This window comes from Acinetobacter sp. MD2(2019), assembly GCF_035615615.1.
In the GTDB taxonomy this organism is placed as follows: Bacteria; Pseudomonadota; Gammaproteobacteria; order Pseudomonadales; family Moraxellaceae; genus Acinetobacter.
In genome coordinates, this window is sequence record NZ_VTDU01000002.1 from 105,901 (window position 1) to 128,091 (window position 22,191).

A 22,191-nucleotide genomic window follows, 5' to 3' on the forward strand; every position below is an offset into this window, starting at 1 on the left:
AAAGCTAAAGAAGATAGGCGCGTTATTTTATCATTTTTTCTGTATAAATCATATGACCTCGTTTGACTATTCTTTATACCGTCTTTTCAATATAAAAAAGCCCCATTTGGGGCTTTTTTATTTGCTGCATTATTTTATTAATGGTCAGATGCACCAGAGCTTCCGATCCCTGTCATCGAACGAACATATTGTGCATTAAATGCTTTACGCTCGGACTCGGCACGCGCAGATTTATCTGTCACTGAGAAGAACCAACAGCATAGGAAAGATAATGGCATTGCAAAAATTGCTGGACCATTAAATGGATTGATTGGCGTATCTGAGATTTTAAGTGTATCCACCCAAACCGCTTTAGATAGAACAATCAAAATCACCGCAAGCGATAGACCCACAACACCACCAACCACAGCGCCACGTGTGGTTAAGCCTTTCCAGAACATTGAAAGAACCAATACTGGGAAGTTCGCACATGCTGCCACAGAGAATGCCAATCCAACCATAAAGGCAACGTTTTGTTTTTCGAACAAAATCCCTAAAATCATGGCAAAGATTGCAAGACCCAAAGTCGCGATTTTAGACATACGTAATTCAGATTCAGGCGTTGTTTGACCTTTTTTGAATACGTTGGCATATAAGTCATGTGAAATTGCTGATGCGCCAGATAGTGTTAAACCTGCAACCACCGCCAAAATTGTGGCGAACGCAACGGCTGAGATAAAGCCCATGAACAAGTCGCCACCCAGTGCATCACTTAGATGTACTGCCGCCATGTTGTTACCACCGACAAGCTCAAGCTTTCCAGTGACTGCCATTTTTGCAACATCGAGGAACTGTGGATTGTTCGACACATAAAGAATCGCACCAAAACCAATAATAAAGGTTAATAAGTAGAAGTAACCAATAAAGCCTGTTGCAACAACAACAGATTTACGTGCTTCTTTGGCATCTTTAACCGTAAAGAAACGCATTAAAATGTGTGGAAGACCTGCAGTACCAAACATTAGCGCTAAGCCTAAAGACAATGCATCAATTGGATTTGCGGTTAATTTACCTGGCCCCATGATTTTTGCTGCATCTGACCAACCAATGTCATGGACTTTGGCAAAGACATCAATCGATTGTTCAAACATATGAGTGAAACTAAAGCCTACACCTTTCATCACCATAAAGGCCATAAAACTTGCACCACTCAACAGCATCACTGCCTTAATAATTTGTACCCAAGTGGTTGCCAACATGCCACCAAAAATGACATATGCCATCATCAGTAAGCCCACAATAATAACTGCGATATTGTAGTTCAAACCGAATAATAATTTGATGAGCTGACCTGCACCGACCATCTGAGCAATCAGATAGAATGCAACGACAACCAAAGAGCTAACTGCTGCAAGCGTACGTACTGGTTTTTCTTCTAAACGGAATGACACCACGTCAGATAAATTATATTTACCCAAATTACGCAAGCGTTCCGCAACCAAGAATAAAACGATCGGCCAACCGACCATAAAACCCAGCGAATACAGTAAGCCGTCGAAGCCCGAGCTAAACACCATGGCTGAAATGCCCAGAAATGATGCAGCCGACATAAAGTCACCCGCAATGGCTAAACCATTTTGAAAGCCACTAATACCACCGCCAGCGGTGTAAAAGTCTTTGGTACTTTGAGTTTGTTTTGCCGCCCATTTGGTAATCACCAAAGTAAATGCCACAAAAATCACAAACATAATAATGGCATGCCAATTGGTGGCTTGTTGCTGTGCTTCGCCCAAATCAGGACCCGCCATTGCAACACTTGAAAACAATGCACTGGCAGCGATCAGTGCTGGTGCTTTTAATGATGTCCATTTCATATTAGTGAGGTCCTTTTTCATTCGCAATCGCTTCTACTTCTTTCATTGCCTCATGAGTCAATGGATCCAGCTTATGGTTTGCAAAATACGAATACACTCCACACAACACAAATGACAACACAATAATACTCAAGCCCAGTGGAATACCCACGGTGACCACACTATCACTGATCGTCGTCATTAAAAATTCTTTGTTGTAGCCAACCAATAGCATGAAACCAACATAGGCAAACAACATGATGAGGGTAAGCGTCCAACTTAATGTACTTTTTTTACTTACCATTAATTTAAATTTTGGATTTTGTAGAATACGATCTACTTGTACGTCATCCATAATTTTACTCCAGAAGAATGACCAACCATGGTCACAGATGTTTTAATTTATTTTTTTACATCCTAAAGGTAGCAATTTTTTAATAATTTAGTCAGTTAGACTTTGGTCGCTACAATTTTGAGCAATTCTCTTCTTGTCCCTGAATAGAGTATGATAATCAGGACAAATAGATATGCTGAGATTATGAATAACTGGCTGATTCTTGGGGTTTTAACCCTATATATTATAACCTTATTTGGGTGTGCATTTTTTGGCGAGAAATATGCAAGCCGTCTTGGCACGCGTGGACGAATGCTACTCTTTAGTCTAACGCTCGGGGTCTATTGTTCTTCTTGGACATTTTATGGCGCAACGGGCGCAGCGGTTCGACAAGGTATTATCTTTTTACCGATTTATTTGGGCCCATTGCTGTTCATTTGGTTTGGTTACGATATTTGGCGACGTATTGGCCGCATTCGTCAGCATCATTCCATTTCATCCATCGCCGATTTTATTGCAGCGCGTTATGGTAAAAGTGGCGCTTTGGCATCGTTAGTGACGGTACTGGCGGTGATTGCGATCATTCCTTATTTAGCCTTACAACTTCGTGCGGTTGCGCTAAGTACGTCAGTGATTATTCCTAAAGACAGCGCTATTCACTTAACCACCAACGCAGTTTTGGTACTCACAGGCGTGTTGGCAATGCTCTCTATGGTGTTTGGGACGCGGCAAATGGCCAATACCGAACAACATGGCGGTTTAATGTTGGCTGTGGCGATTGAATCCTTTGTTAAATTATTTGCGCTGTTGTGTGTTGCAATCTTTTTTATGAGCAACCATCCGCAAAATTTGCATCAAATCAGCCAAGATATTCAACAACAATTTCATAATATACAACAATTTGGCGTACCAGAAACGTTTTGGGTGCAAACGCTACTGGCCGGACTTGCCATTATTTGTTTACCACGACAATTTCATGTGGCCGTGGTGGAACTGCGTGAAGAAAAGCATATTCGAGGGGCACGGCGCTGGTTCTCAGTGTATCTAATTTTAACCACGCTAACCATTTTACCGATTGCCAGTTGGGCATTACATGCCAGCCCCGATTTGCTCACCATTCCAGATGTTGCTGTTCTTACCCTGCCGATGAGTTATGGGCATGAATGGCTAACCATTTTGGCCTTTTTAGGCGGTTTTTCTGCCTCGACAGGCATGCTTTTGGTATCGTCAGTTGCGTTATCAATTATGCTCAGCAACGACTTAATTATGCCGGCCATTTGGCGCTTTAATTTAATTTCCCGCCACGATCGTCGTTTACCTTCTTTGCTCAAACTCACCCGCCGTATCAGTATTTTAGCGGTCATGTTTATGGGTTTTTTATTTTTTCACTATTTTAACGACATTAATCAACTCTCTGTCTTTGGCTTATTGGCATTTAGTGCAGTGGCACAGTTTTCACCGGCATTAATTGGTGGCTTATATTGGCGCGGTGGCAGTCAACAAGGGGTTTATTCTGGCCTATTGGTTGGCTTTTTTATGTGGGCATATACCCTACTGTTCCCGACGTTATTACGCAGTTTACCTAGTGAATATGCAGGACTTCGCCAACATATTTTACACGATGGTTTATTTGGATTTTCCATTTTAAGACCCGAAGCACTGTTTGGCTTTGAATCGCTGGCCCCGCTTTCGCATGGCGTGTTGTGGTCTTTAGGCTTAAATATCATTTTATATATTTGGGTGTCGAAAATTTATCGCCCAAGTGTGGCCGAACAAATTCAAGCCGAAAGTTTTTTTTATTACGAAACCAAGCCGCTACCTTCGCCAAATTCCAATCATGAACTGGGTTATTTTCATCCAGACAGCCCACGTTTAAAAGTGGAAGATTTAATGGCGCTGGCGAAACGCATTACAGGTGAAACCCCAACCACACATGCGTTTAAAGTTTTTTGCGAACAAAACCATTTAATTTTAAATCCAAATAGCGTAGCCAATGGCATGTGGTGGCGATTCACCGAACAATATTTAGCAAGCACCATTGGCGCCGCCTCGGCACGGACTTTACTCACCACCGCACTGGCCAATAATGGTTTAGCCGTTGCACAGGTGGCGAATATTTTAGACCAAGCCTCGCAGTGGCAACGCTTTAACCAAAATTTACTGATGACCATGATTGACCATATGACCCAAGGCGTCAGTGTGGTCGATGCCAATATGTGCTTGGTTGCATGGAACAATCAATATTTAAAACTGTTTGATTATCCAAAAGATTTGGTTTATGTCGGCTGCCCAATTTCCGATCTGATTCGTTACAATGCCGAACGCGGTGAATGCGGCCCTGGTTCAATTGAAGAACATGTACGTAAACGCCTGCATTGGATGAAAGTCGGCAGTGCGCATGAATTTGAACGGATTCGTAAGGATGGCCGAGTCATTCAAATGCGCGGAAATCCGATTGAAGGTGGTGGCTTTGTAACAACCTTTGCCGATATTACCGCATTCCGCGAAAACGAAGCGGTACTTGAAGCCCGCGTCAGCGATCGAACACACCAATTGGCCAATGCCCTGACCGAACAACAACTTGCTCGCGAACAAGCCGATACCGCCAATATGTCGAAAAGCCGTTTTATTGCCGCGGCCAGTCACGACCTGTTACAGCCCATGCATGCCGCGCGTTTATTTAGCACCGCACTGGAACAAAGCATTCAATCCGATGAAGATCGCCAAACCTTACAACAGCTCGACCGTGCATTGCATGGCGCTGAAAGTATGTTATCGGCCTTGTTAGATATTGCGCGCTTAGAAGGCGGCAGCATTCAACCAAAGCGCCAAGCCTATCCATTACATGATTTACTCAGCGATTTAAAACTTCAATTTAAATCGATTGCGGCACAACGTCAGATTCAACTGCATGTGCATGATGCAACTTTTTGGATTGATACCGATCCACAATGGATTCGCCGCATCATCCAAAATTTTGTCAGTAACGCCTTACGTTATACCGCCAAAGGACGAATTGTGGTTGGCGTGTTGCGGCATGCTTCAAAACCGAAACATATCCGTATTGGCGTATGGGATACCGGTCCTGGCATTGCCGAAGAACAACGGGTTAAATTGTTCCAAGAATTTGAACGCTGCGGACATACCTCGCCATGGGGCGAGCAAGGTTTGGGGCTTGGTTTAGCCATTGTGCACCGCATGACCAGTTTATTAGATTACCCCGTGCATGTGGATTCAGAAATTGGCCGTGGTTCATGTTTTATGATTGAAGTGCCGATTGTCGATGCACCTAAAATTTCGGCCAGCTTAACCCCAATTCAGCCCCTACAACACAAAAGCTACCATATTTTATGCTTAGACAACGATGAAACGATTTTAGATGGCATGGAAACTTTACTTAAAAAATGGGGACATACTGTCTTTAAAGCACGAGAACCTGCCGAAGCAAAAGTTCTGTTAGAGCAAGAAAATATTCAAATTTGGATGATTGACCAACATTTAAACCAAGAGCAACGCGGTTTGGACTTTATTCAGCAATATCGTTCAGATCAGATTCCTGTGGCCTTAATTACAGCAGATTCCGACCCAGAGTTACCGCAAAAACTTAAAGAGTTAAATATTATGTTATTAAGAAAACCGCTGAAACCGGCGTCCATGCGCGCGTGGCTGTCGGGATTAAAAATTTAAAGATAAAAAAACCTCAGTCTTGGCTGAGGTTTTTTATGTCATGATTAAATTTTCTTTTCATCAATATTTAACGCGCTAATTGCCAAGACCGCCTGCGTGCGATTTTGCACGCCCAACTTTCTAAAAATGGCCGTCACATGCGCTTTAATGGTGGCTTCTGAAACATCAAGCTCATAAGCAATTTGTTTATTCAACAAACCTTCAGCCACCATCATCAATACTCTAAATTGCTGTGGGGTTAAAGATTGAATCCGTTCTGCCAGTGCAGTCTCATCGGCTGCACGCGGGTCAAAGCTAATATTGGTTGGCAGATTTGGAGGTAACCATAAATCGCCTTCTAAAACCTGTTTAATCGCTTCACCAATATGGCTTGGGTGTGCAGATTTTGGAATATATCCCATCGCACCGTGGGCAATGGCACGTTGAATAATGCTCACTTCTTCATGTGCAGACACCACAATAATCGGAATGCTTGGATATTGCGCGCGTACATGCACCAATGCAGAAAAACCTGATGCGCCCGGCAGATTTAAGTCCAACAACACCAAATCTGGCTCAGTTCCTGTTTCAAGGCGTTCATAAAATTCATTCACCGCTGCCGTTTCATGAATTTGAGCCTGAGGCAGACTATAGCGCACAGCCTGAATTAAGGCATGACGAAACAACGGATGGTCATCAACGATTAATATATTCATAAGCGATAGCTATAATTGAGCGCAGTCGAACAGTAGTCTCTACGCTACGATAATTCTTTATAAATGTACAACTACAAAAAACCTACCCTTTGGGCAGATGGCAATGCTTGTGTACGCTTTACCCTTCGATCATCATAGCAAAGTGTTGATCTCTAAGAATAGTGTGCAAGCTTTTGACTGAAGATAAAAGCGTTATTTTTACCAATTCTCTGCAAATTCGCTGAAATTCAGCGTTAAAAATGCCATTTTCAATCCATAAAAAAATAAATTGTTCAGAATAAAACCGTATATTGACGATTAAAGATCAATCATATTACTCAGTTAAAACGAAGATAAGGCGTACATTTTTTCTCCTACCCTCATAAAATCATGCTATGGTTAAATTCATCTTTATTTTTGATTCAAATGGATTTTATCCATGACAACAAAAAAATCTGAAGCCTTTTTTAATAAAACCTCCAAACCCAGCCACAAAGATTATGCCTTGTCTGCACGGGGTCGCTTTAGCCGCATGAGCTACATTGCATGGGTTGGATTTGGACAATTTCTTTTTATGGGCGCATTTTTGGCCTTGTCGGTTTTTATGGGCATCCTCAATATAGACACCTTAAACGTCAACTCACAGCAACTCGACCAACCCGATCTGTTCTTTGGCGGTATAAGCTTGTTTATTGTCTTGTTTTTTATTTATTTAAATTGGGTATTTACCGTACGCCGCCTGCACGATTTGAATCACAATGGATGGTTGTATTTACTGTTTTTTGTGCCTATTTTAAATTTCTTTTTTGGCTTTTATTTATTGGTCGCCCGCGGATCAGAACGCTTTAATCATTATGGCGCGCCGCGTGCAACAGCCAAATGGGAAACCGTCTTCGCATGGTTTATGATTGTTTTGGGTTTACTCAGTCTGGTTTCAATTAGCAGCACCATTTCTTATTTTGTTGGGTCGGGCGAACTCGATGCGCCGAAAGCACTGATGCAAAAAACCAGCAGCTACTTTTAACAAAAATACCGGCTATTTTAAATGAATTTTATATTTTTACTCTTAAACTCTACTCGGCTTTAGGGCAAAATAGCCCACTTTGATTTTGGGAATTTTTATTGTGGCAGAAAATCCGGCTTCAACGATTCAGCATGTCGCACACGACACATCACAATTAATTCAAGAAGCAAGTAAAAAAACCACAGAATCGGTGATTACCCATACCGCAAAATATCAAGATGCTTACCGTGCCATCGATAAAATCGTAGATAGTTTTTGGGAACGTTTTCCGTATATTTGTATCGCGATTATCGTTTTCATCCTGTTTTGGTTACTGACAAAATTATTTAAATTTTTTGTGCGTAAAACCTTAGAAAACAGATCCTATACCCGCCAAAACTTGGTTTTAGTACTTAATCGGGTCGGCTCATCCGCCATTTTATTTTTCGGTTTCTTAATTGCATTGGTCATTGCGATTCCGGGCTTTACGCCGGGGCAATTAATGAGTGCCTTAGGGATTGGTTCGGTTGCCATTGGTTTTGCGTTTAAAGATATTTTCCAAAATTTACTTTCGGGCATTTTAATTTTGCTTGGCGAACCGTTCCGTATTGGCGATGATATTATTTGTAATAGCATGGAAGGGACGGTTGAAGACATTCAAATTCGCGCCACCTTTTTACGCTCGTACGATGGCCGCCGTATTGTGATTCCCAACGCTACGGTTTATACCAGTGCCATTACGGTAAACACTGCCTACCAACGTCGCCGCTGTGAATTTATTGTGGGCATTGGCTATGACGATGACGTGCAAAAAGCCAAAACACTGATTTTAAATTTACTCGATCAGAACCGTACTGTGCTAAGCCAACCGTCTTTTTCGGTAAATGTTGACCGCTTGGCCGATTCATCGGTGAATTTGCGTGTTCGTTGGTGGATTGATACCACTGAAACCACCATTGCCGCATCGACCAGTGAACTTCAAGAACAAGTGATTCAATCGTTTGATGAAAATCAAATTAATATCCCGTATCCAGTACAAGAAATTAAAGTGCAACATCCCGCTTTAGACGCTCAAGCGACCTAAAATATAAGAAATTGCCGTTTCTGTACGTAAAATTCGGCTGCCCAGACTGCGTGCTTGGCAGCCATTTTTTTGCATTAAATCGACCTCATAAGGAATAAATCCACCTTCTGGGCCAATAATTAAGGTACAGGGCTGTTGAATTGCCTGTGGCATTTTTTGTTCTGCATAAGGATGCGCCACGAAAGCAGGCCGCTCAGGCGAAATCCACTGCGGCAAAATATCTTCCACAAATGGTTTAAAACGTTGATGCAAGCTCACTTCGGGCGCAATACAATCGCCCGCTTGTTCCAAACCTAAGTCAATATAGCTATTTAATTGCTGCAAAAATGGACTTTGCCAATAGCTTTTATCAACCCGATAACTATGAATTAAATGTAAGCTGCTCACGCCTAAAGTCACGCTGTCCATGACTAAACGGCGCAGCACTTTCGGGCGCGGTAAAGCCACCACCAAACGAATCGGCAATTTTTCAGGAACGCTTTCTGACTGAATGGGGCGCACTGTAATCTGTGTCGTACTCACCTGCATCACTTCAGTTAAATAACGTACACCTTGGCGAATGCCCACTTTTAAGGTATCACCTACTTGAAGGTTCAGGTGTTGATGCAAATGTTGTAGCTGCCGCGGCGATGTAATTGACCATTCATGATTTTGAGTTTCTTCTACATTTAATAGGACAATATTCATGCTAAGTACCGATCAATCAGTGCAATATGTTGCTGTAAAGAACCTTGATTCTTAAGTAACACTTGCGCAGCGGCTTGGGTTTGTTGCTGTGCAAAGGCGGCATCATGCAAACATTTTAACAGTAACTCCGCCACCGCTTCGGCAGTTTGCCCCACCAATAGCGCCTGTTGCTGCACAAATTCATCGACAATACTTTGGAAATTAAAGTAGCGCGGGCCAATTACGGTCGGTACATTTAACGCCAGTGGCTCTAAAATATTGTGTCCGCCACCTGGTTCATTTAAAGACCCTCCCACAAAACAGGCTTGGCTCAGTGCATACCATAACCAAAGTTCGCCCATGGTATCGGCCAAATAAACTTGGGTTTGCGGCAAAATGTCTTCGCCTAAACTCCTGCGCTGTGTGGTTAATCCCAAAGCAGTACAGGTTTCAAAAACCGACTGAAAACGCTCGGGATGTCGTGGCACCACAATACACAATAAATTGGGATTGGCTTGTAATTCGGTTTTTAGTTGGGCTAATAATTGCTGTTCTTCGGGTGCATGCGTGCTGGCAATGGTGATGATCTGACGATGAACTAAAGCCCATTGTGTTTTTAAAATTTTTGCCTGTTCAACAAAATGCGTTGGGGCTTGAATATCAAATTTAATATTGCCCACCACCTGACTTTTTTCAAGATTTAAACCTAAGCTGTGGTAACGCTGCTGCGTTGGAATATCTTGCGCCAACATCCACGTCAATTGCTGCAACATAGGACGAGTTAAACTTGGAACTTTGGCATAGCCCTTGGCCGATTTTTCCGACAATCGTGCATTTAACAGCAAACACGGAATACCTTCTGCATTCGCTTCGGCAATTAAATTCGGCCATATTTCCGTTTCAACCAAGGCTAAAACTCGCGGTTGATACAACGCAAAAAATTGTTTTAATAATGGTTTTTGGTCGACAGGCAAATAGACCGCCTGAAACAAGTCCAAATACGGCGCTTTTAAAAACAATGATTTCACATGCGCTTGCCCTGTTTTAGTGGTGTTGGTCACTAAAACAGGAATATTTTGATTTAAGTAATGTTGAATGAGGGGTTGTGCTGCATTGGTTTCTCCCACCGACACAGCATGGAACCAAATGGCATGTGTATTTTTAGGAGATTGAAATGGACCAAAGCGTTCTAAACATTCTTGTTGATACTGTTCTAAATTGACAGCAAGCTTTTTTATCCGTAAGCGGTATAACGGTTTTAAAACCGCCAATGCCACGTTATACCAAAATGGGGTTACCAATACAAAACCTCACATCCAATAACAAACCGCCAATCTATATTAAAATAGATTGGCGTTTTGCTGATGAAAAAATTAAAGCCCTTTCTTCAAGCTTGCTTCAATAAATTTATCTAAATCGCCATCAAGTACCGCGCCTGTGTTTGAGCTTTCAACACTGGTACGTAAGTCTTTAATACGTGAATCATCCAATACATACGAGCGAATTTGACTGCCCCAGCCGATGTCCGATTTAGAATCCTCTAAGGCTTGAGCCGCTTCATTACGCTTACTCATTTCCAATTCATACAATTTTGCACGTAACTGTTTCCATGCATGGTCACGGTTCGCATGTTGCGAACGTTGGTTTTGACACGCCACCACAATCCCTGTTGGCGCATGGGTTAAACGTACCGCAGAGTCAGTTTTGTTAATATGCTGACCACCCGCACCCGATGCACGATAAGTATCAGTACGGACATCTGAAGGATTAATTTCAATTTCGATATTGTCATCAATTTCAGGGGATACAAACACTGCGCTAAATGAAGTATGACGGCGGTTACCACTGTCAAATGGCGATTTACGCACTAAACGGTGTACGCCAGATTCGGTACGCAACCAACCATAAGCATATTCACCTTCTACACGAATCGTGGCCGATTTAATCCCTGCCACATCACCGTCCGACTCTTCCATCAACTCAGCTTTAAAGCCATGACGTTCAATCCAACGTAAATACATGCGCAATAACATTGACGCCCAGTCTTGTGCTTCTGTCCCGCCCGAACCGGCTTGAATTTCCACATAACATGGGTTTGGATCCATCGGATTACTAAACATCCGACGGAACTCAAGTTTAGCTAAATCTTCTTCCGCTGCATTTAATTCGCCTTGCACATCTTCAAGCAAGCTTTCATCATCGGCTTCTACCGCTAAATCGAGCATGGCTTTAGCATCTTCTAATTGTTCGGCCAAGCGCTCTAACACGCCAATGGTATTTTCTAACTCGCCTTTTTCTTTCGCCATGGCTTGGGCACGACTTTGGTCGCTCCAAATTGCAGGATCTTCTAATTCACGTAATACTTCTTCTAAACGTTCTTTTTTCAGATCGTAGTCAAAGATACCCCCGTAGTGTTTGGCTACGATCAGTCAAATCTTTTAATTGGTTTAGATAAGGATTAATTTCCACGTGAATTATCTCTCTGCAAAATAAAATTTTGACTATTTTAACATAGAGTGAAAAGCGGAGATATGCCCTGATGAGAGCGAAGACATATTGGTAAAAAACCCAATTTCACACCCAACAATGCAACAAAAAATTTCTAGATGAGCCACAAAAACAGTCTATTTTTGATGTTCTTCATTCTTTATTCACAGAATTAATAAAACACAACATTTAATTAATCATATAAATATCAATATTATAATGTATGAAAATTACACGATATTACATAACTACAATTTGGTTACGTAGCCAATATTGACCCATGTTTTTTTTGCTCTAGACTAAAAGTTGTAACAAAAAATGAATGCTTTCGGAGGGAAAGTCCATGAAAAAAACACTTATTGCAACTGTACTTTTCACAGGTTTAGGTCTTACAGGTGTAGCGAATGCTTACCAAGCTGAAGTCGGTGGCTCTTACAACTATATCGATCCAGATCACGGCAGTGGCGCAAGTCAATACGGACTAAATGGCACTTATTATTTTAATCCGGTGCAAACCCGTAATTCGCCACTCAAAGAAGCGGCATTTTTAGATCGTGCAAGTGACGTTCATGCCAACGTGAAATATGCCGACAATGATGGCACAACTCTTACTCAATATAGCGGTGGTGTAGGTTATTACATCCCAAATTCTGACTTTTATGTCGGTGCAGATGTCGGTCGTAACGAATATCAATATGACCATAATCCAAAAGTAAAAACAACGCTTTACAGCGCTGAAGTGGGTTATTTACCTGCACCGGGTTTATTGGTTGCTGTAGGTGCTCAAGGCTATGACACCAAAAATGGTGGAGATGGTGTAGATCCTACTTTACGTGCTAAATACGTCACTCAAGTTGGTCAGCATGACATTAACTTAGAAGCTCGCGGTGTGTTTGGTAACGACAATAACAAACAATACTCTGTTGGCGGCGACTACTTTATTGATAAAACCTTAAGTTTTGGTGCAGACTATTATAAAGACAAGTCAATTGACCAAAAAGAATGGGGTATTCGTGCAGACAAATACTTCAACAACAACGTAAGTGTTGATGGTCGTATTGGTTTTGGTGACAACTACAACACCTATAGCATTGGTGCAAACTACCGCTTCTAATGTAAATTGGTTTTAATGCGAAAAACACGCCCAAGGGCGTGTTTTTATTGCTTTAAATTTATTGCGTTAAATGCAGCACACGCAATTGTAATCGACTCGCCCCGTTAAAAGTATTCCGCTCTAATTCATATACCAAACGCACTTTTTCACAGCTTGCATTAAACTCAAATTGCTCTTGTGCATTAAAAGCCAAGGCTTCTACTCGTTGCCCATTGTCTAACACCAAATTCAACTTTAAATGTTTTTCTTTTAGCCAACGATGCTCTTGAATGTCAAACCATCCCTCAAACACCGGTGCAGGAAATTTTTGCCCCCACGGCCCTGCTTGCTCAATTAAATCGACCGTTGTTAATTGAAAAGCCTCTGCGGGTAATTCACCATCGGTCCATAAGGTCATTTGAAACAAATCACGGTCCATCTGCTGAATATAGCGAATAAACTGCTGCTTAAATTCTTCAAAATGTTGTTTTTCGATGGTTAGACCTGCTGCTGCTGCATGCCCACCAAAATAACGGACTAAATGTGGCGATTGCTGTGCAACATATTCAATTGCATCTCGAATATGAATTCCATCAATTGAACGGGCTGAACCTTTGATATGAATGCCATCTTCATCGGGTGCAAACACAATACTTGGCCGATGAAATTGCTCTTTTAACCGCCCCGCAACAATACCAATCACACCTTGATGCCAATGTGGTTCAAACAACACCAATGCTTCGGGCATAGATTGCTGATCAAGTTCAAGCTGCGCCAAAGCTTGCAACGCCTCTTGTTTCATTTCAGCTTCAACTTGGCGCCGTTCCAAATTTAATGTATGTAGTTGCTGGGCAATTTGATGCGCAGTGCTGTAATCTTCAGCAAGCAAGCATTCAATGCCAATTTGCATGCTTTCCATGCGCCCCGCTGCATTTAAACGCGGCCCAAGGACAAAACCTAGATCTTGCGCTTTTAAGCCAGATGCCTCTCGTCCAGCCACTTCAAGCAACGCCAAAATGCCTTTACGTGCCTGTTGTTGCTGAATGCGTTTTAAGCCAGCATCGACCAAAATACGGTTGTTATAATCCAGTGCCGCCACATCGGCATAAGTACCGAGCGCAACAAGGTCTAAATATTGCGTCAGTTGACTGCTGCTTTTGCCTTGCTGACGGCGCAAGGATGACAAGCGTGCCAACATATAAAAAGCGACCCCAACCCCCGCCAAAGCTTTACTTTCAAAGTCGCAACCCAATTGATTCGGATTCACAATCGCTTCGGCATTCGGTGCCGCTTTGGTGGTGAGATGATGATCGGTGACAATCACCTGCATGCCATATTGCTGCGCCTGCGCCACCCCTGCATGGCTTGAAATACCGTTATCTACGGTAATGAGTAAATGTGGCTGAAAAGTCTGTTGCACTAAATCGGCAATAGCGGGGGTTAAACCATAACCATATTTAAAACGATCGGGGACGATATAATCTACATCTGCACCCATATCTCGCAGAGCTAAAATCATCAGTGCGGTACTGGTTGCACCATCGGCATCGTAATCACCGACAATCACTATCTTATGCTGCTGATCGATGCTTTGATTGATCAGCTCAACGGCTTGCTCTAAACCTTTTAAATTAGGTGGCAACAAATGCTGCAATTTCAGCGTTAAATCTTGTACTGACTCAACGCCTCGACGCGCAAAAATATCGGCCATAAAAGGCAACATGCCCTGAAAATTTTCAGGGCGTGTCAGTAATGGGCGAGTTTGTATTTGGATATTTTTCATTTAAGGCATTAAACGCTGTAATAACCATTGTCCGTCGGCTTGCTGCTGATATTGCAAACGATCGTGTAAACGATTCGGACGACCTTGCCAAAACTCATAGTGATCAGGCACAACGCGATAGCCGCCCCAAAAACTTGGTTTTTCAAGACTGCCTGTAGTGCCCACTTGCGTTTGTAATTGGCTAAAACGTTTCACCAAGTGTTCACGGCTTTCAATCACGCCACTTTGTGGTGTACTAATATGCGCTGCAATTTGGCTGTCGTGTGGGCGCTTGTGGTAATACGCTGTCGATTCAGACTCGGCAATTTGCTGGACTTTACCACCAATGCGAATTTGACGCTCTAGATCATGCCAATAAAATAACAATTCGACATAAGGATTCTGTGCTAAATCTTGCCCTTTTTGGCTGTCGTAATTGGTATAAAAGTCATAACCATTTTCGGTTGCACCGCGCAGCAACAACGTGCGAACATGTGGGCGACCTTGTGCATTACAGGTTGCAACCGACATAGCATACGGTTCATGCACTTGGGCTTCAAGTGCATGGTTAAACCATTGTAAAAACTGCTGATGTGGATTTAGGCTGACTTGGCTTTCAAGCAATTCACCTTTTTCATAACTTAAGCGTAATTCGCTTAAGTCTTTAATCAAATCTTCCATCGAGGTTGTCCCTACGCATGTTGACGAATGGCATCGGCTAAACTGTTGGCTAAATCGGTCACTTCTTGCTGTTGGTCGCCTTCAACCATCACACGAATGACAGGTTCAGTCCCCGATTTACGAATCAGTAAACGACCTCGCCCTTTTAGTTGCGCTTCAGCTTGATCAAATAATTCCACCAACGCAGGCACGGCAAATGGGTCGATCATTTTGTCTAAACGTACGTTCACCAAAACTTGTGGGAATAATTCAAAACCTGCAACCAATTCGTGCAGGGCTTTGTCTTGCTCAACCATAACGGTTAACACTTGCAATGCAGCAATAATCGCATCGCCTGTCGTGCTTTTATCTAGAGTTAAAATATGCCCTGAAGGTTCGCCACCAATGGCCCAGTTGTTGTCTTCTAAGGCTTGTAACACATAACGATCGCCAACTTTTGCGCGTACAAATGGTACTTGGGCTTTTTCTAAAGCCAGTTCAAGTGCCATATTGCTCATCACGGTACCCACAATACCTGCGGGCTTTTGTTTGACTTGTGTCGCCAAGATATACAAAATATGGTCGCCATCGATTAATTGACCATTTTTATCAACCATCACCACACGGTCAGCATCACCATCAAAGGCAATCCCGACGTCTGCATTGTGCTCAAGCACGGCTTTTTGCAATTGTTCAGGGTGAGTTGAACCACAATTTTCATTAATATTTAAGCCATTCGGTTCGTTATAAATGGTGGTTACACGCGCACCCAATTCACGGAATACCGCAGGGCCAACGTTGTAGGCTGCGCCATTGGCACAATCGACCACAATTCTTAAACGGCGCAAATTACAGTGATATGGGAATGTTGATTTACAAAATTCGATGTAACGACCATTGGCATCTTTCACGCGCACACTTTTACCCAATTGCGCAGGATCATCAATGAGAATCTCTTTTTCAAGCTCCTGATTAATCGCTTCTTGCAATTCGTCCGGCAGTTTTTTACCTTCATCTGAGAAAAATTTAATGCCGTTATCGAAATATGGATTATGCGATGCCGAAATGACAATACCTGCATTGGCATGTAAAGCACGGGTTAAATGGGCGATGGCGGGCGTTGGCAGTGGTCCAAGTAAATGCACATATACACCTGCTGCATTTAAGCCGGCTTGCAAGGCAGCTTCTAAAATATAGCCTGACAGACGGGTATCTTTACCTAAAACCACCACAGGTTTGTGTTCAGGATTTTGTTTTTTAAGTACTTTTCCTGCTGCAAAACCTAACTTTAATGCAAATTCTGGTGTAATTGGAAGCGCTCCAAATTTCCCACGGATACCATCTGTACCAAAATAACTCATGCGTTTCTCACTAGCGTTAAGGTTTGTATTTGCGCAAACCTTTTATTATTCACAATTTGAAATACTTTACACCAAAACAAAAAAGCCGTCATGAAATGACGGCTTTTTTAAACTGAATTTTTACGAAAAAACGCAATTAACCAACACGATAGTTCGGTGCTTCTTTGGTAATGGTTACATCATGCACATGCGATTCTTTCATGCCTGCCGATGTGATTTTCACAAATTTTGCATTTTGACGTAAATCTTCAACGGTTGCAGAACCTGTGTAACCCATCGATGAACGTAAACCGCCCATCATTTGGTGTACAATTGCGCTCATTGGGCCTTTGTAAGGTACGCGACCTTCAATACCTTCTGGTACTAATTTCTCTGCACCTGCTTTGGCATCTTGGAAATAACGGTCAGCAGAACCTGATGAACCCGCCATCGCACCCAAAGAGCCCATACCACGGTACGACTTGTAGTAACGACCTTGGAAGAATTCAACTTCACCCGGTGCTTCTTCAGTACCTGCCATTAAAGAACCAACCATAATGGTGCTTGCACCAGCCGCTAATGCTTTCGCTAAATCGCCCGAGAAGCGAATACCGCCATCGGCAATTAATGGAATTTGCTCTTTAAGTGCATTGGCAACGTTATCAATCGCTGAAATTTGCGGAACGCCAATCCCTGCAACAATACGGGTGGTACAAATTGAACCTGGGCCAATACCGACTTTTACAGCATCTGCGCCAGCGTCAAGCAATGCCAATGCAGCATCACCTGTGGCAATATTACCGCCAATCACTTGTACTTGTGGGAAGTTTTGCTTCACCCAACGTACGCGTTCAATTACACCTGCAGAGTGGCCATGTGCAGTATCAACCACAATTACGTCTGCACCTGCTTCAACCAACGCTTCAACACGCGCAGGCGTTTCTGCACCAGTACCAACCGCAGCACCAACACGTAAACGACCTAAATCGTCTTTACAGCTATTTGGGAACGACTCGGCTTTACGGAAATCTGTCACCGTAATTAAGCCTTTAAGCACGTTGTTGTCATCAACAACCAAAACTTTTTCAATGCGATGCTTTTGCAACAATGCTTGAATATTTTCTTTTGATTCGCCTTCTTTTACTGTAACCAGACGTTCTTGCGGCGTCATAATGTTACTAACAGGCTGCTCAAGGTTGGTTTCAAAGCGGGTGTCACGACCTGTAACAATACCGACCACTTTACCATCTTGAACGACAGGTACACCGCTGATGTTGTTGGCTTGCGTAATCGCAATTAACTCACGTACAGTGGTATTTGGCGTGACCGTAATTGGGTCTTTGACCATACCTGCTTCAAATTTTTTCACTCGGCGAACTTCTGCTGCTTGTGCAGCAATGTCCATATTTTTATGCAAGATACCGATACCGCCGTTTTGCGCCATCGCAATTGCCATACGTGACTCAGTCACCGTATCCATTGCAGCAGAAACAAGCGGAATATTTAACTGGATGCCGCGCGTTAGGCGCGAGCGAAGAGAAACATCTTTTGGCAGAACAGTAGAATAGGCAGGGACTAATAAGACATCATCGAAGGTTAACGCTTCTTGAACGATGGTCAACATAACAAGCTCATTGGTAAATTCCGTGGGCTATTATAAACAAATTTTTGATAAAATTGCATGTTCCTCGAAATGAAAATCTGTAAAAAGCAATTTTTTTGTTTTTATAGGTTTTCATGTTCGACTTTTTTAACCATGTTTAACGCGGAATGCTAAAGATATTTTCATTCATTAAATCGATTCCACAAGCTAACTGTTCAATCCAATCTAAAAATTGATTGACCTGTGTTTTACCGATAAATGCTGCGCCATGTTGCGGGACAATCATTTCAATATCGAGCTCGCGCACCATATTCACCCACAAACGAATAATTTTATTGCTACACATATAACGCTGATGGAAGCCCTTCATTTTGGGAATATGCGCATTAAAATCAACAATTGCGGCATCGGCATGTTCAACAATCGATGCGCCCATATCGCCTGAAAACAAAATTTTCGCAACCGGATCATAAAATTGGAAGCTTCCAACCGAATGTAAAAAATGGGCAGGAATTGCCAACACATCATTTAAGCCCAAACGCAAACGCTGCCCTTGGTCAGACAGTTCAATTAAACGATCTTCCCAGTTGCCTTTCATACGCTCACTCATAAAAGACGAACTTAAATGCGGTAAAAAACGCGCCCATAATTTGGAGGCGACAATTTTGGCATCGGTATAGACCAACCAACGCGGCATAGAAGTAATAATGTCGGGATCTTGATGCGATGCCATCACATAATCTAAATTTTTCAGTTTGGTATATTTATTCAGTTCCATGGTTAACGGCACATAGGTTAAGTCACCGCCCGGATCTAATATGGCTGCTCGCTCATGGTCGATAATTAAAAATTGATTGGCTTGAATCCCCTCGCCCACCACCAAACTACTAAAACGAATACATTTATGTGTGCCATTATCGTATAGCACTTGCGATGTGGTGCGTTCGAACATCTTCCCCAACCCCAAAAAAAGAAATATTTATTATTCCTTATAAAATATATGGGATTAGTGCAAGATACAATCAGTTTGCGCTTTTTTTCTTTAAAATCAAAAAGAGACCACAATAGGTGATCTCTTTTTCAGTGCTTAAATTATCTTAATAAATGATTGATTGGCTGTTACCAATAATGTTGCGCCAAGGTTGCAACACCTACGGCAAGAAAAATAAAAGCACCCACTTTATGGATTAAGGCAATTGGAAGTTTATCTGCCAGTTTATTGCCAATAAATACCGCTGGGCCATCGGCTAACATCATACCGGCTGTGGTGCCTAGCATCACCCAAAATACGCTGTCAAACCGTGCCGCTAATGCCACTGTTGCAATTTGGGTTTTATCGCCAATTTCCGCCAAGAAGAATAAAATGAAAGTTGCACCAAACACACCAAAACGCTGCCATTTGGCAATTGCATCATCTTCTTCATCAATAGAATCTGGAATGAGCATCCAAATTGCCATAGCAATAAAGCCCAGCGCCAAAATCCAAATCATCACGGTTGGATTCACAACAGTCGTCAACCATTGTCCAAGCACCGCAGAAACACCATGATTCAGCGTGGTGGCAGCCAAAATAGCAATTAAAATAGGAATGGGTTTACGAAAACGTGCGGCAAGTAACAATGCAAGAAGCTGGGTTTTATCGCCAATCTCTGAAACCAGAACAGTTACAAGAGAAAAAAGAAAGACCATCATATGTGTTTTCTCTGGCTAGCAAAATTTGCCCATGACTTATCTCTCCTGCTAGCCAAAATCTGCAGAGCGATAAATCAAAGGTCTTGCCAACAAAAGATTGCTTTAAAATTAAGCACACTTGGTTCTTTGCTATGATGACCATGTTCGGTGGAACAAGTATGTTGATCATCATCTATTTACCAGAGTAAATAGCGGCTACTCCCCAATGAAGTAACATGAATTATATAAGATTCAGCAAAGTTTTCAATTCATTTTGCATAAAAAAACCCCGCCGAAGCGAGGTTTTTAATTCAATTCAAAAAAGATGTATTACAACAATAAGCTACGAATGTCTTGCAACAATTTGGTTAATTTATTGGTAAAACGTGCCGCATCTGCACCATTAATCACCCGATGATCGTAAGACAATGACAACGGCAACATTAAGCGTGGATCAAAATCTTTACCATTCCAAACTGGCTGCATAGTCGCTGGTGAAATACCTAAAATTGCCACTTGTGGCCAGTTTACCAATGGGGTAAATGCCGTTCCACCAATCGCGCCTAAGCTTGAAATAGTGAAGTTTGCGCCTTGCAAATCTTTCGGAGACAATTTCTTATCACGTGCTTTTTGACCCAACACACCCAATTCCACCGCAATTTGCTTAATGGTTTTTTGGTCAGGATTACGCAGTACAGGAACCGTTAAACCATCTGGGGTTGCAACCGCAATGCCCATATGAATTTCATTGCGTAAAAGCACCGATTTACCATCATCTGCTAAATGGCCTGCGAATTCACGCTCTTCTTTCAACAAATGCGCAACCGCTTTGATGATGAATGCCATAATGGTCAGGCTGATGCCGTCTTTCTTAAAGTTGCCTTTAAGCTCATTACGCCATGCTTCAAGCTCGGTAATATCCGCCAAGTCAAATTGGGTTACTTGTGGAATAAAGTTATTCAACGACAATTGTGGAATCGACACTTGCTGTAAACGTGTTAAGGCTTTTTCTTCTACACCACCAAAGGCGCTGAAGTCTGGCAATTTTGGCAAGCCTGAAGCAACCGCTGCTGCAGCAGCTTTTGGTGATTCAACAGGTGCAGTTAAGCGCTGTTTCACATAAGCAAATACATCTTCTTTCATGATACGGCCATGGTGCTCACCAGAAGTGCTCACCTGAGCCAATACCACACCGAGTTCACGCGCCAATTTACGTACCGCAGGGCCAGCATACACTTTAGCATTGGCAGCTTGCTGCTCTTTGCTTAATTTCTCTGCTGGATGTGCAGCCGCAGAAACAGGAGCGGCTGTTTTTTCTGCAACAGGCGCTTTTGCGGCAGGTTCTGCCTTGGCCGCTTGAGGCGCAGCAGGTGCTGATGCAACTGGTGCTTGACCTTTCACTTCAATGGTTGCGAGTGCCAAACCTTGTGATACTTGCTGACCTGCTTGTAAGTGAATGGCTTTGACCACACCAGCCACCGTACTTGGGACTTCAACGGTTGCTTTGTCTGATTCAACCACAACAATGCTTTGGTCAACGTCAACCGTATCACCCACTTGAATTAACACTTCGGCAACTGTGGCTTTATCTACACCCAAGTCTGGAATGCTGATTTCAACATCGCCTGCTGGTTGTGCTGGTGCACTGGCAACAGGTGCAGCCACTGGCTCAGCTTTGCTCTCAACTTTAGTTTCAGCAGCTTGTGCTTGAGGTGCAGCCGCAGCAGATGCTGTGGTTTTCACCGTCATGAGCAGCACGCCTTCTTTCACGCTATCGCCTGCGCTCACTGCAATCGACTCAATTGTCCCTGCAACCGTGCTTGGTACTTCAACAGAAGCTTTATCTGATTCTAACAAGACTAAACTGTCATTTTCAGCAATCACGTCGCCAACGCTGACCAAAAGCTCAGCCACCAAGGCTTTTTCAACACCAATGTCAGGTACTTGAACCTCAACCACTTGCGATGTGCTTGGCGCAGCAGGAGCCGCAACTGGCGCTGCTTCTTTTTCCTCTTGTGCAGCAGGTGTTGGCGTTGCCGCAGGTGCAACTTTTTCAGGCTCCGCAGCAGCTTGAGATTCAAGCTCAATCAGCACAGTCCCTTCTGCAACGCTGTCGCCTTCTTTAACCAAAATGGCTTTCACCACCCCTGCAGAAGTGCTTGGCACTTCAACAGAGGCTTTGTCCGACTCAAGCAATACAAGGCTGTCATTTTCAGCAATGGTATCGCCCACTTTCACTAAAATTTCAGCAACGGTCGCTTTATCAACACCAATGTCAGGAGTTGTGATTTGCAT

The 22,191-nt window shown here is 42.8% G+C and carries 17 protein-coding genes and 1 riboswitch; of the genes, 4 read left to right on the top strand and 13 right to left on the bottom strand.

The genetic code is table 11. The features are described 5' to 3' along the window. Positions 1 to 137: 137 nt before the first annotated feature. Together I2F62_RS01895 and I2F62_RS01900 are read right to left on the bottom strand one after the other, a co-directional pair. The gene (locus I2F62_RS01895) at positions 138 to 1,853 is read right to left on the bottom strand and encodes a cation acetate symporter (protein WP_324625327.1); all 1,716 of its coding nucleotides are present in this window, start codon (positions 1,851 to 1,853) and stop codon (positions 138 to 140) included. 1 nt (position 1,854) lies between these two features. Continuing rightward, complete coding sequence (locus tag I2F62_RS01900; protein WP_324625328.1) at positions 1,855 to 2,187, bottom strand: DUF485 domain-containing protein; 333 nt, start codon at positions 2,185 to 2,187, stop codon at positions 1,855 to 1,857. 183 nt (positions 2,188 to 2,370) lie between these two features. Here I2F62_RS01900 and I2F62_RS01905 point away from each other — a divergent pair, with 183 nt between their 5' ends. After that, a complete protein-coding gene (locus I2F62_RS01905; RefSeq protein ID WP_324625329.1) occupies positions 2,371 to 5,853 on the top strand; it encodes a PAS domain-containing hybrid sensor histidine kinase/response regulator in 3,483 nt (1,160 codons plus the stop codon). Positions 5,854 to 5,897: 44 nt separating this feature from the next. On the opposite strand, the gene I2F62_RS01910 is transcribed toward I2F62_RS01905, so the two are convergent. Next, positions 5,898 to 6,548, bottom strand: a complete 651-nt coding sequence (locus tag I2F62_RS01910) for a response regulator transcription factor (protein ID WP_324625330.1) — start codon at positions 6,546 to 6,548, stop codon at positions 5,898 to 5,900. A 418-nt stretch (positions 6,549 to 6,966) separates the two neighbouring features. Here I2F62_RS01910 and I2F62_RS01915 point away from each other — a divergent pair, with 418 nt between their 5' ends. Continuing rightward, the gene (locus I2F62_RS01915) at positions 6,967 to 7,551 is read left to right on the top strand and encodes a DUF805 domain-containing protein (protein ID WP_324625331.1); all 585 of its coding nucleotides are present in this window, start codon (positions 6,967 to 6,969) and stop codon (positions 7,549 to 7,551) included. Positions 7,552 to 7,675: 124 nt separating this feature from the next. Next, complete coding sequence (locus I2F62_RS01920; protein ID WP_420713700.1) at positions 7,676 to 8,614, top strand: mechanosensitive ion channel family protein; 939 nt, start codon at positions 7,676 to 7,678, stop codon at positions 8,612 to 8,614. Here the strand turns inward: I2F62_RS01920 and I2F62_RS01925 are convergent. From I2F62_RS01925 to prfB, 3 genes are all read right to left on the bottom strand, one after another. Next, complete coding sequence (locus I2F62_RS01925) at positions 8,594 to 9,301, bottom strand: 16S rRNA (uracil(1498)-N(3))-methyltransferase (RefSeq protein WP_324625333.1); 708 nt, start codon at positions 9,299 to 9,301, stop codon at positions 8,594 to 8,596. The genes I2F62_RS01920 and I2F62_RS01925 overlap by 21 nt on opposite strands. Beyond that, positions 9,298 to 10,581: a 3-deoxy-D-manno-octulosonic acid transferase gene (locus I2F62_RS01930; RefSeq protein WP_324625334.1), complete on the bottom strand. Its 1,284-nt coding sequence runs from the start codon at positions 10,579 to 10,581 to the stop codon at positions 9,298 to 9,300. The genes I2F62_RS01925 and I2F62_RS01930 overlap by 4 nt, the downstream gene beginning before the upstream one ends. A 72-nt stretch (positions 10,582 to 10,653) precedes the next feature. Beyond that, positions 10,654 to 11,749, bottom strand: a protein-coding gene (gene prfB, locus I2F62_RS01935; protein WP_324625335.1) for a peptide chain release factor 2 whose coding sequence is annotated in 2 segments (ribosomal slippage) — positions 10,654 to 11,676 and positions 11,678 to 11,749 — 1,095 coding nt in all. Because the reading frame shifts where the segments join, the coding sequence is not laid out codon by codon here. A gap of 361 nt (positions 11,750 to 12,110) precedes the next feature. Between prfB and I2F62_RS01940 the strand changes: the two genes are divergently transcribed. Beyond that, positions 12,111 to 12,881 carry a putative porin gene (locus tag I2F62_RS01940; RefSeq protein ID WP_324625336.1) on the top strand — a complete coding sequence of 257 codons (771 nt, stop codon included), beginning with the start codon at positions 12,111 to 12,113 and terminating at the stop codon, positions 12,879 to 12,881. A gap of 58 nt (positions 12,882 to 12,939) precedes the next feature. Here I2F62_RS01940 and recJ read toward each other — a convergent pair whose 3' ends face one another. The 7 genes from recJ to I2F62_RS01975 form a co-directional block, all read right to left on the bottom strand. Further along, entirely contained in the window at positions 12,940 to 14,643 is a 1,704-nt protein-coding gene (gene recJ, locus I2F62_RS01945) for a single-stranded-DNA-specific exonuclease RecJ (RefSeq protein WP_324625337.1), read from the bottom strand. Beyond that, positions 14,644 to 15,303 carry a pyridoxamine 5'-phosphate oxidase gene (pdxH, locus tag I2F62_RS01950; protein WP_324625338.1) on the bottom strand — a complete coding sequence of 220 codons (660 nt, stop codon included), beginning with the start codon at positions 15,301 to 15,303 and terminating at the stop codon, positions 14,644 to 14,646. A gap of 11 nt (positions 15,304 to 15,314) precedes the next feature. Further along, positions 15,315 to 16,643, bottom strand: coding sequence for a phosphoglucosamine mutase (glmM, locus tag I2F62_RS01955; RefSeq protein WP_324625339.1), 1,329 nt, complete (start codon positions 16,641 to 16,643; stop codon positions 15,315 to 15,317). Positions 16,644 to 16,779: 136 nt separating this feature from the next. Then, positions 16,780 to 18,246, bottom strand: a complete 1,467-nt coding sequence (guaB, locus tag I2F62_RS01960; protein WP_324625340.1) for an IMP dehydrogenase — start codon at positions 18,244 to 18,246, stop codon at positions 16,780 to 16,782. 136 nt (positions 18,247 to 18,382) lie between these two features. Further along, a complete protein-coding gene (locus tag I2F62_RS01965; protein ID WP_324625341.1) occupies positions 18,383 to 19,177 on the bottom strand; it encodes an MBL fold metallo-hydrolase in 795 nt (264 codons plus the stop codon). A gap of 167 nt (positions 19,178 to 19,344) precedes the next feature. Next, the gene (locus I2F62_RS01970; RefSeq protein WP_324625342.1) at positions 19,345 to 19,917 is read right to left on the bottom strand and encodes a TMEM165/GDT1 family protein; all 573 of its coding nucleotides are present in this window, start codon (positions 19,915 to 19,917) and stop codon (positions 19,345 to 19,347) included. A 73-nt stretch (positions 19,918 to 19,990) separates the two neighbouring features. Next, positions 19,991 to 20,135, bottom strand: a riboswitch (yybP-ykoY riboswitch). 91 nt (positions 20,136 to 20,226) lie between these two features. Continuing rightward, on the bottom strand, positions 20,227 to 22,191 hold the full coding sequence (locus I2F62_RS01975; protein WP_324625343.1) for a 2-oxo acid dehydrogenase subunit E2: 1,965 nt from the start codon (positions 22,189 to 22,191) through the stop codon (positions 20,227 to 20,229).

What these genes read in the sequence shown, in the direction of transcription:
- I2F62_RS01895 (WP_324625327.1), bottom strand. Translation starts at nt 1,853, where the DNA reads ATGAAATGGACATCATTAAAAGCACCAGCACTGATCGCTGCCAGTGCA.
- I2F62_RS01900 (WP_324625328.1), bottom strand. Translation starts at nt 2,187, where the DNA reads ATGGATGACGTACAAGTAGATCGTATTCTACAAAATCCAAAATTTAAA.
- I2F62_RS01905 (WP_324625329.1), top strand. Translation starts at nt 2,371, where the DNA reads ATGAATAACTGGCTGATTCTTGGGGTTTTAACCCTATATATTATAACC.
- I2F62_RS01910 (WP_324625330.1), bottom strand. Translation starts at nt 6,548, where the DNA reads ATGAATATATTAATCGTTGATGACCATCCGTTGTTTCGTCATGCCTTA.
- I2F62_RS01915 (WP_324625331.1), top strand. Translation starts at nt 6,967, where the DNA reads ATGACAACAAAAAAATCTGAAGCCTTTTTTAATAAAACCTCCAAACCC.
- I2F62_RS01925 (WP_324625333.1), bottom strand. Translation starts at nt 9,301, where the DNA reads ATGAATATTGTCCTATTAAATGTAGAAGAAACTCAAAATCATGAATGG.
- I2F62_RS01940 (WP_324625336.1), top strand. Translation starts at nt 12,111, where the DNA reads ATGAAAAAAACACTTATTGCAACTGTACTTTTCACAGGTTTAGGTCTT.
- recJ (WP_324625337.1), bottom strand. Translation starts at nt 14,643, where the DNA reads ATGAAAAATATCCAAATACAAACTCGCCCATTACTGACACGCCCTGAA.
- pdxH (WP_324625338.1), bottom strand. Translation starts at nt 15,303, where the DNA reads ATGGAAGATTTGATTAAAGACTTAAGCGAATTACGCTTAAGTTATGAA.
- glmM (WP_324625339.1), bottom strand. Translation starts at nt 16,643, where the DNA reads ATGAGTTATTTTGGTACAGATGGTATCCGTGGGAAATTTGGAGCGCTT.
- guaB (WP_324625340.1), bottom strand. Translation starts at nt 18,246, where the DNA reads ATGTTGACCATCGTTCAAGAAGCGTTAACCTTCGATGATGTCTTATTA.
- I2F62_RS01965 (WP_324625341.1), bottom strand. Translation starts at nt 19,177, where the DNA reads ATGTTCGAACGCACCACATCGCAAGTGCTATACGATAATGGCACACAT.
- I2F62_RS01970 (WP_324625342.1), bottom strand. Translation starts at nt 19,917, where the DNA reads ATGATGGTCTTTCTTTTTTCTCTTGTAACTGTTCTGGTTTCAGAGATT.
- I2F62_RS01975 (WP_324625343.1), bottom strand. Translation starts at nt 22,191, where the DNA reads ATGCAAATCACAACTCCTGACATTGGTGTTGATAAAGCGACCGTTGCT.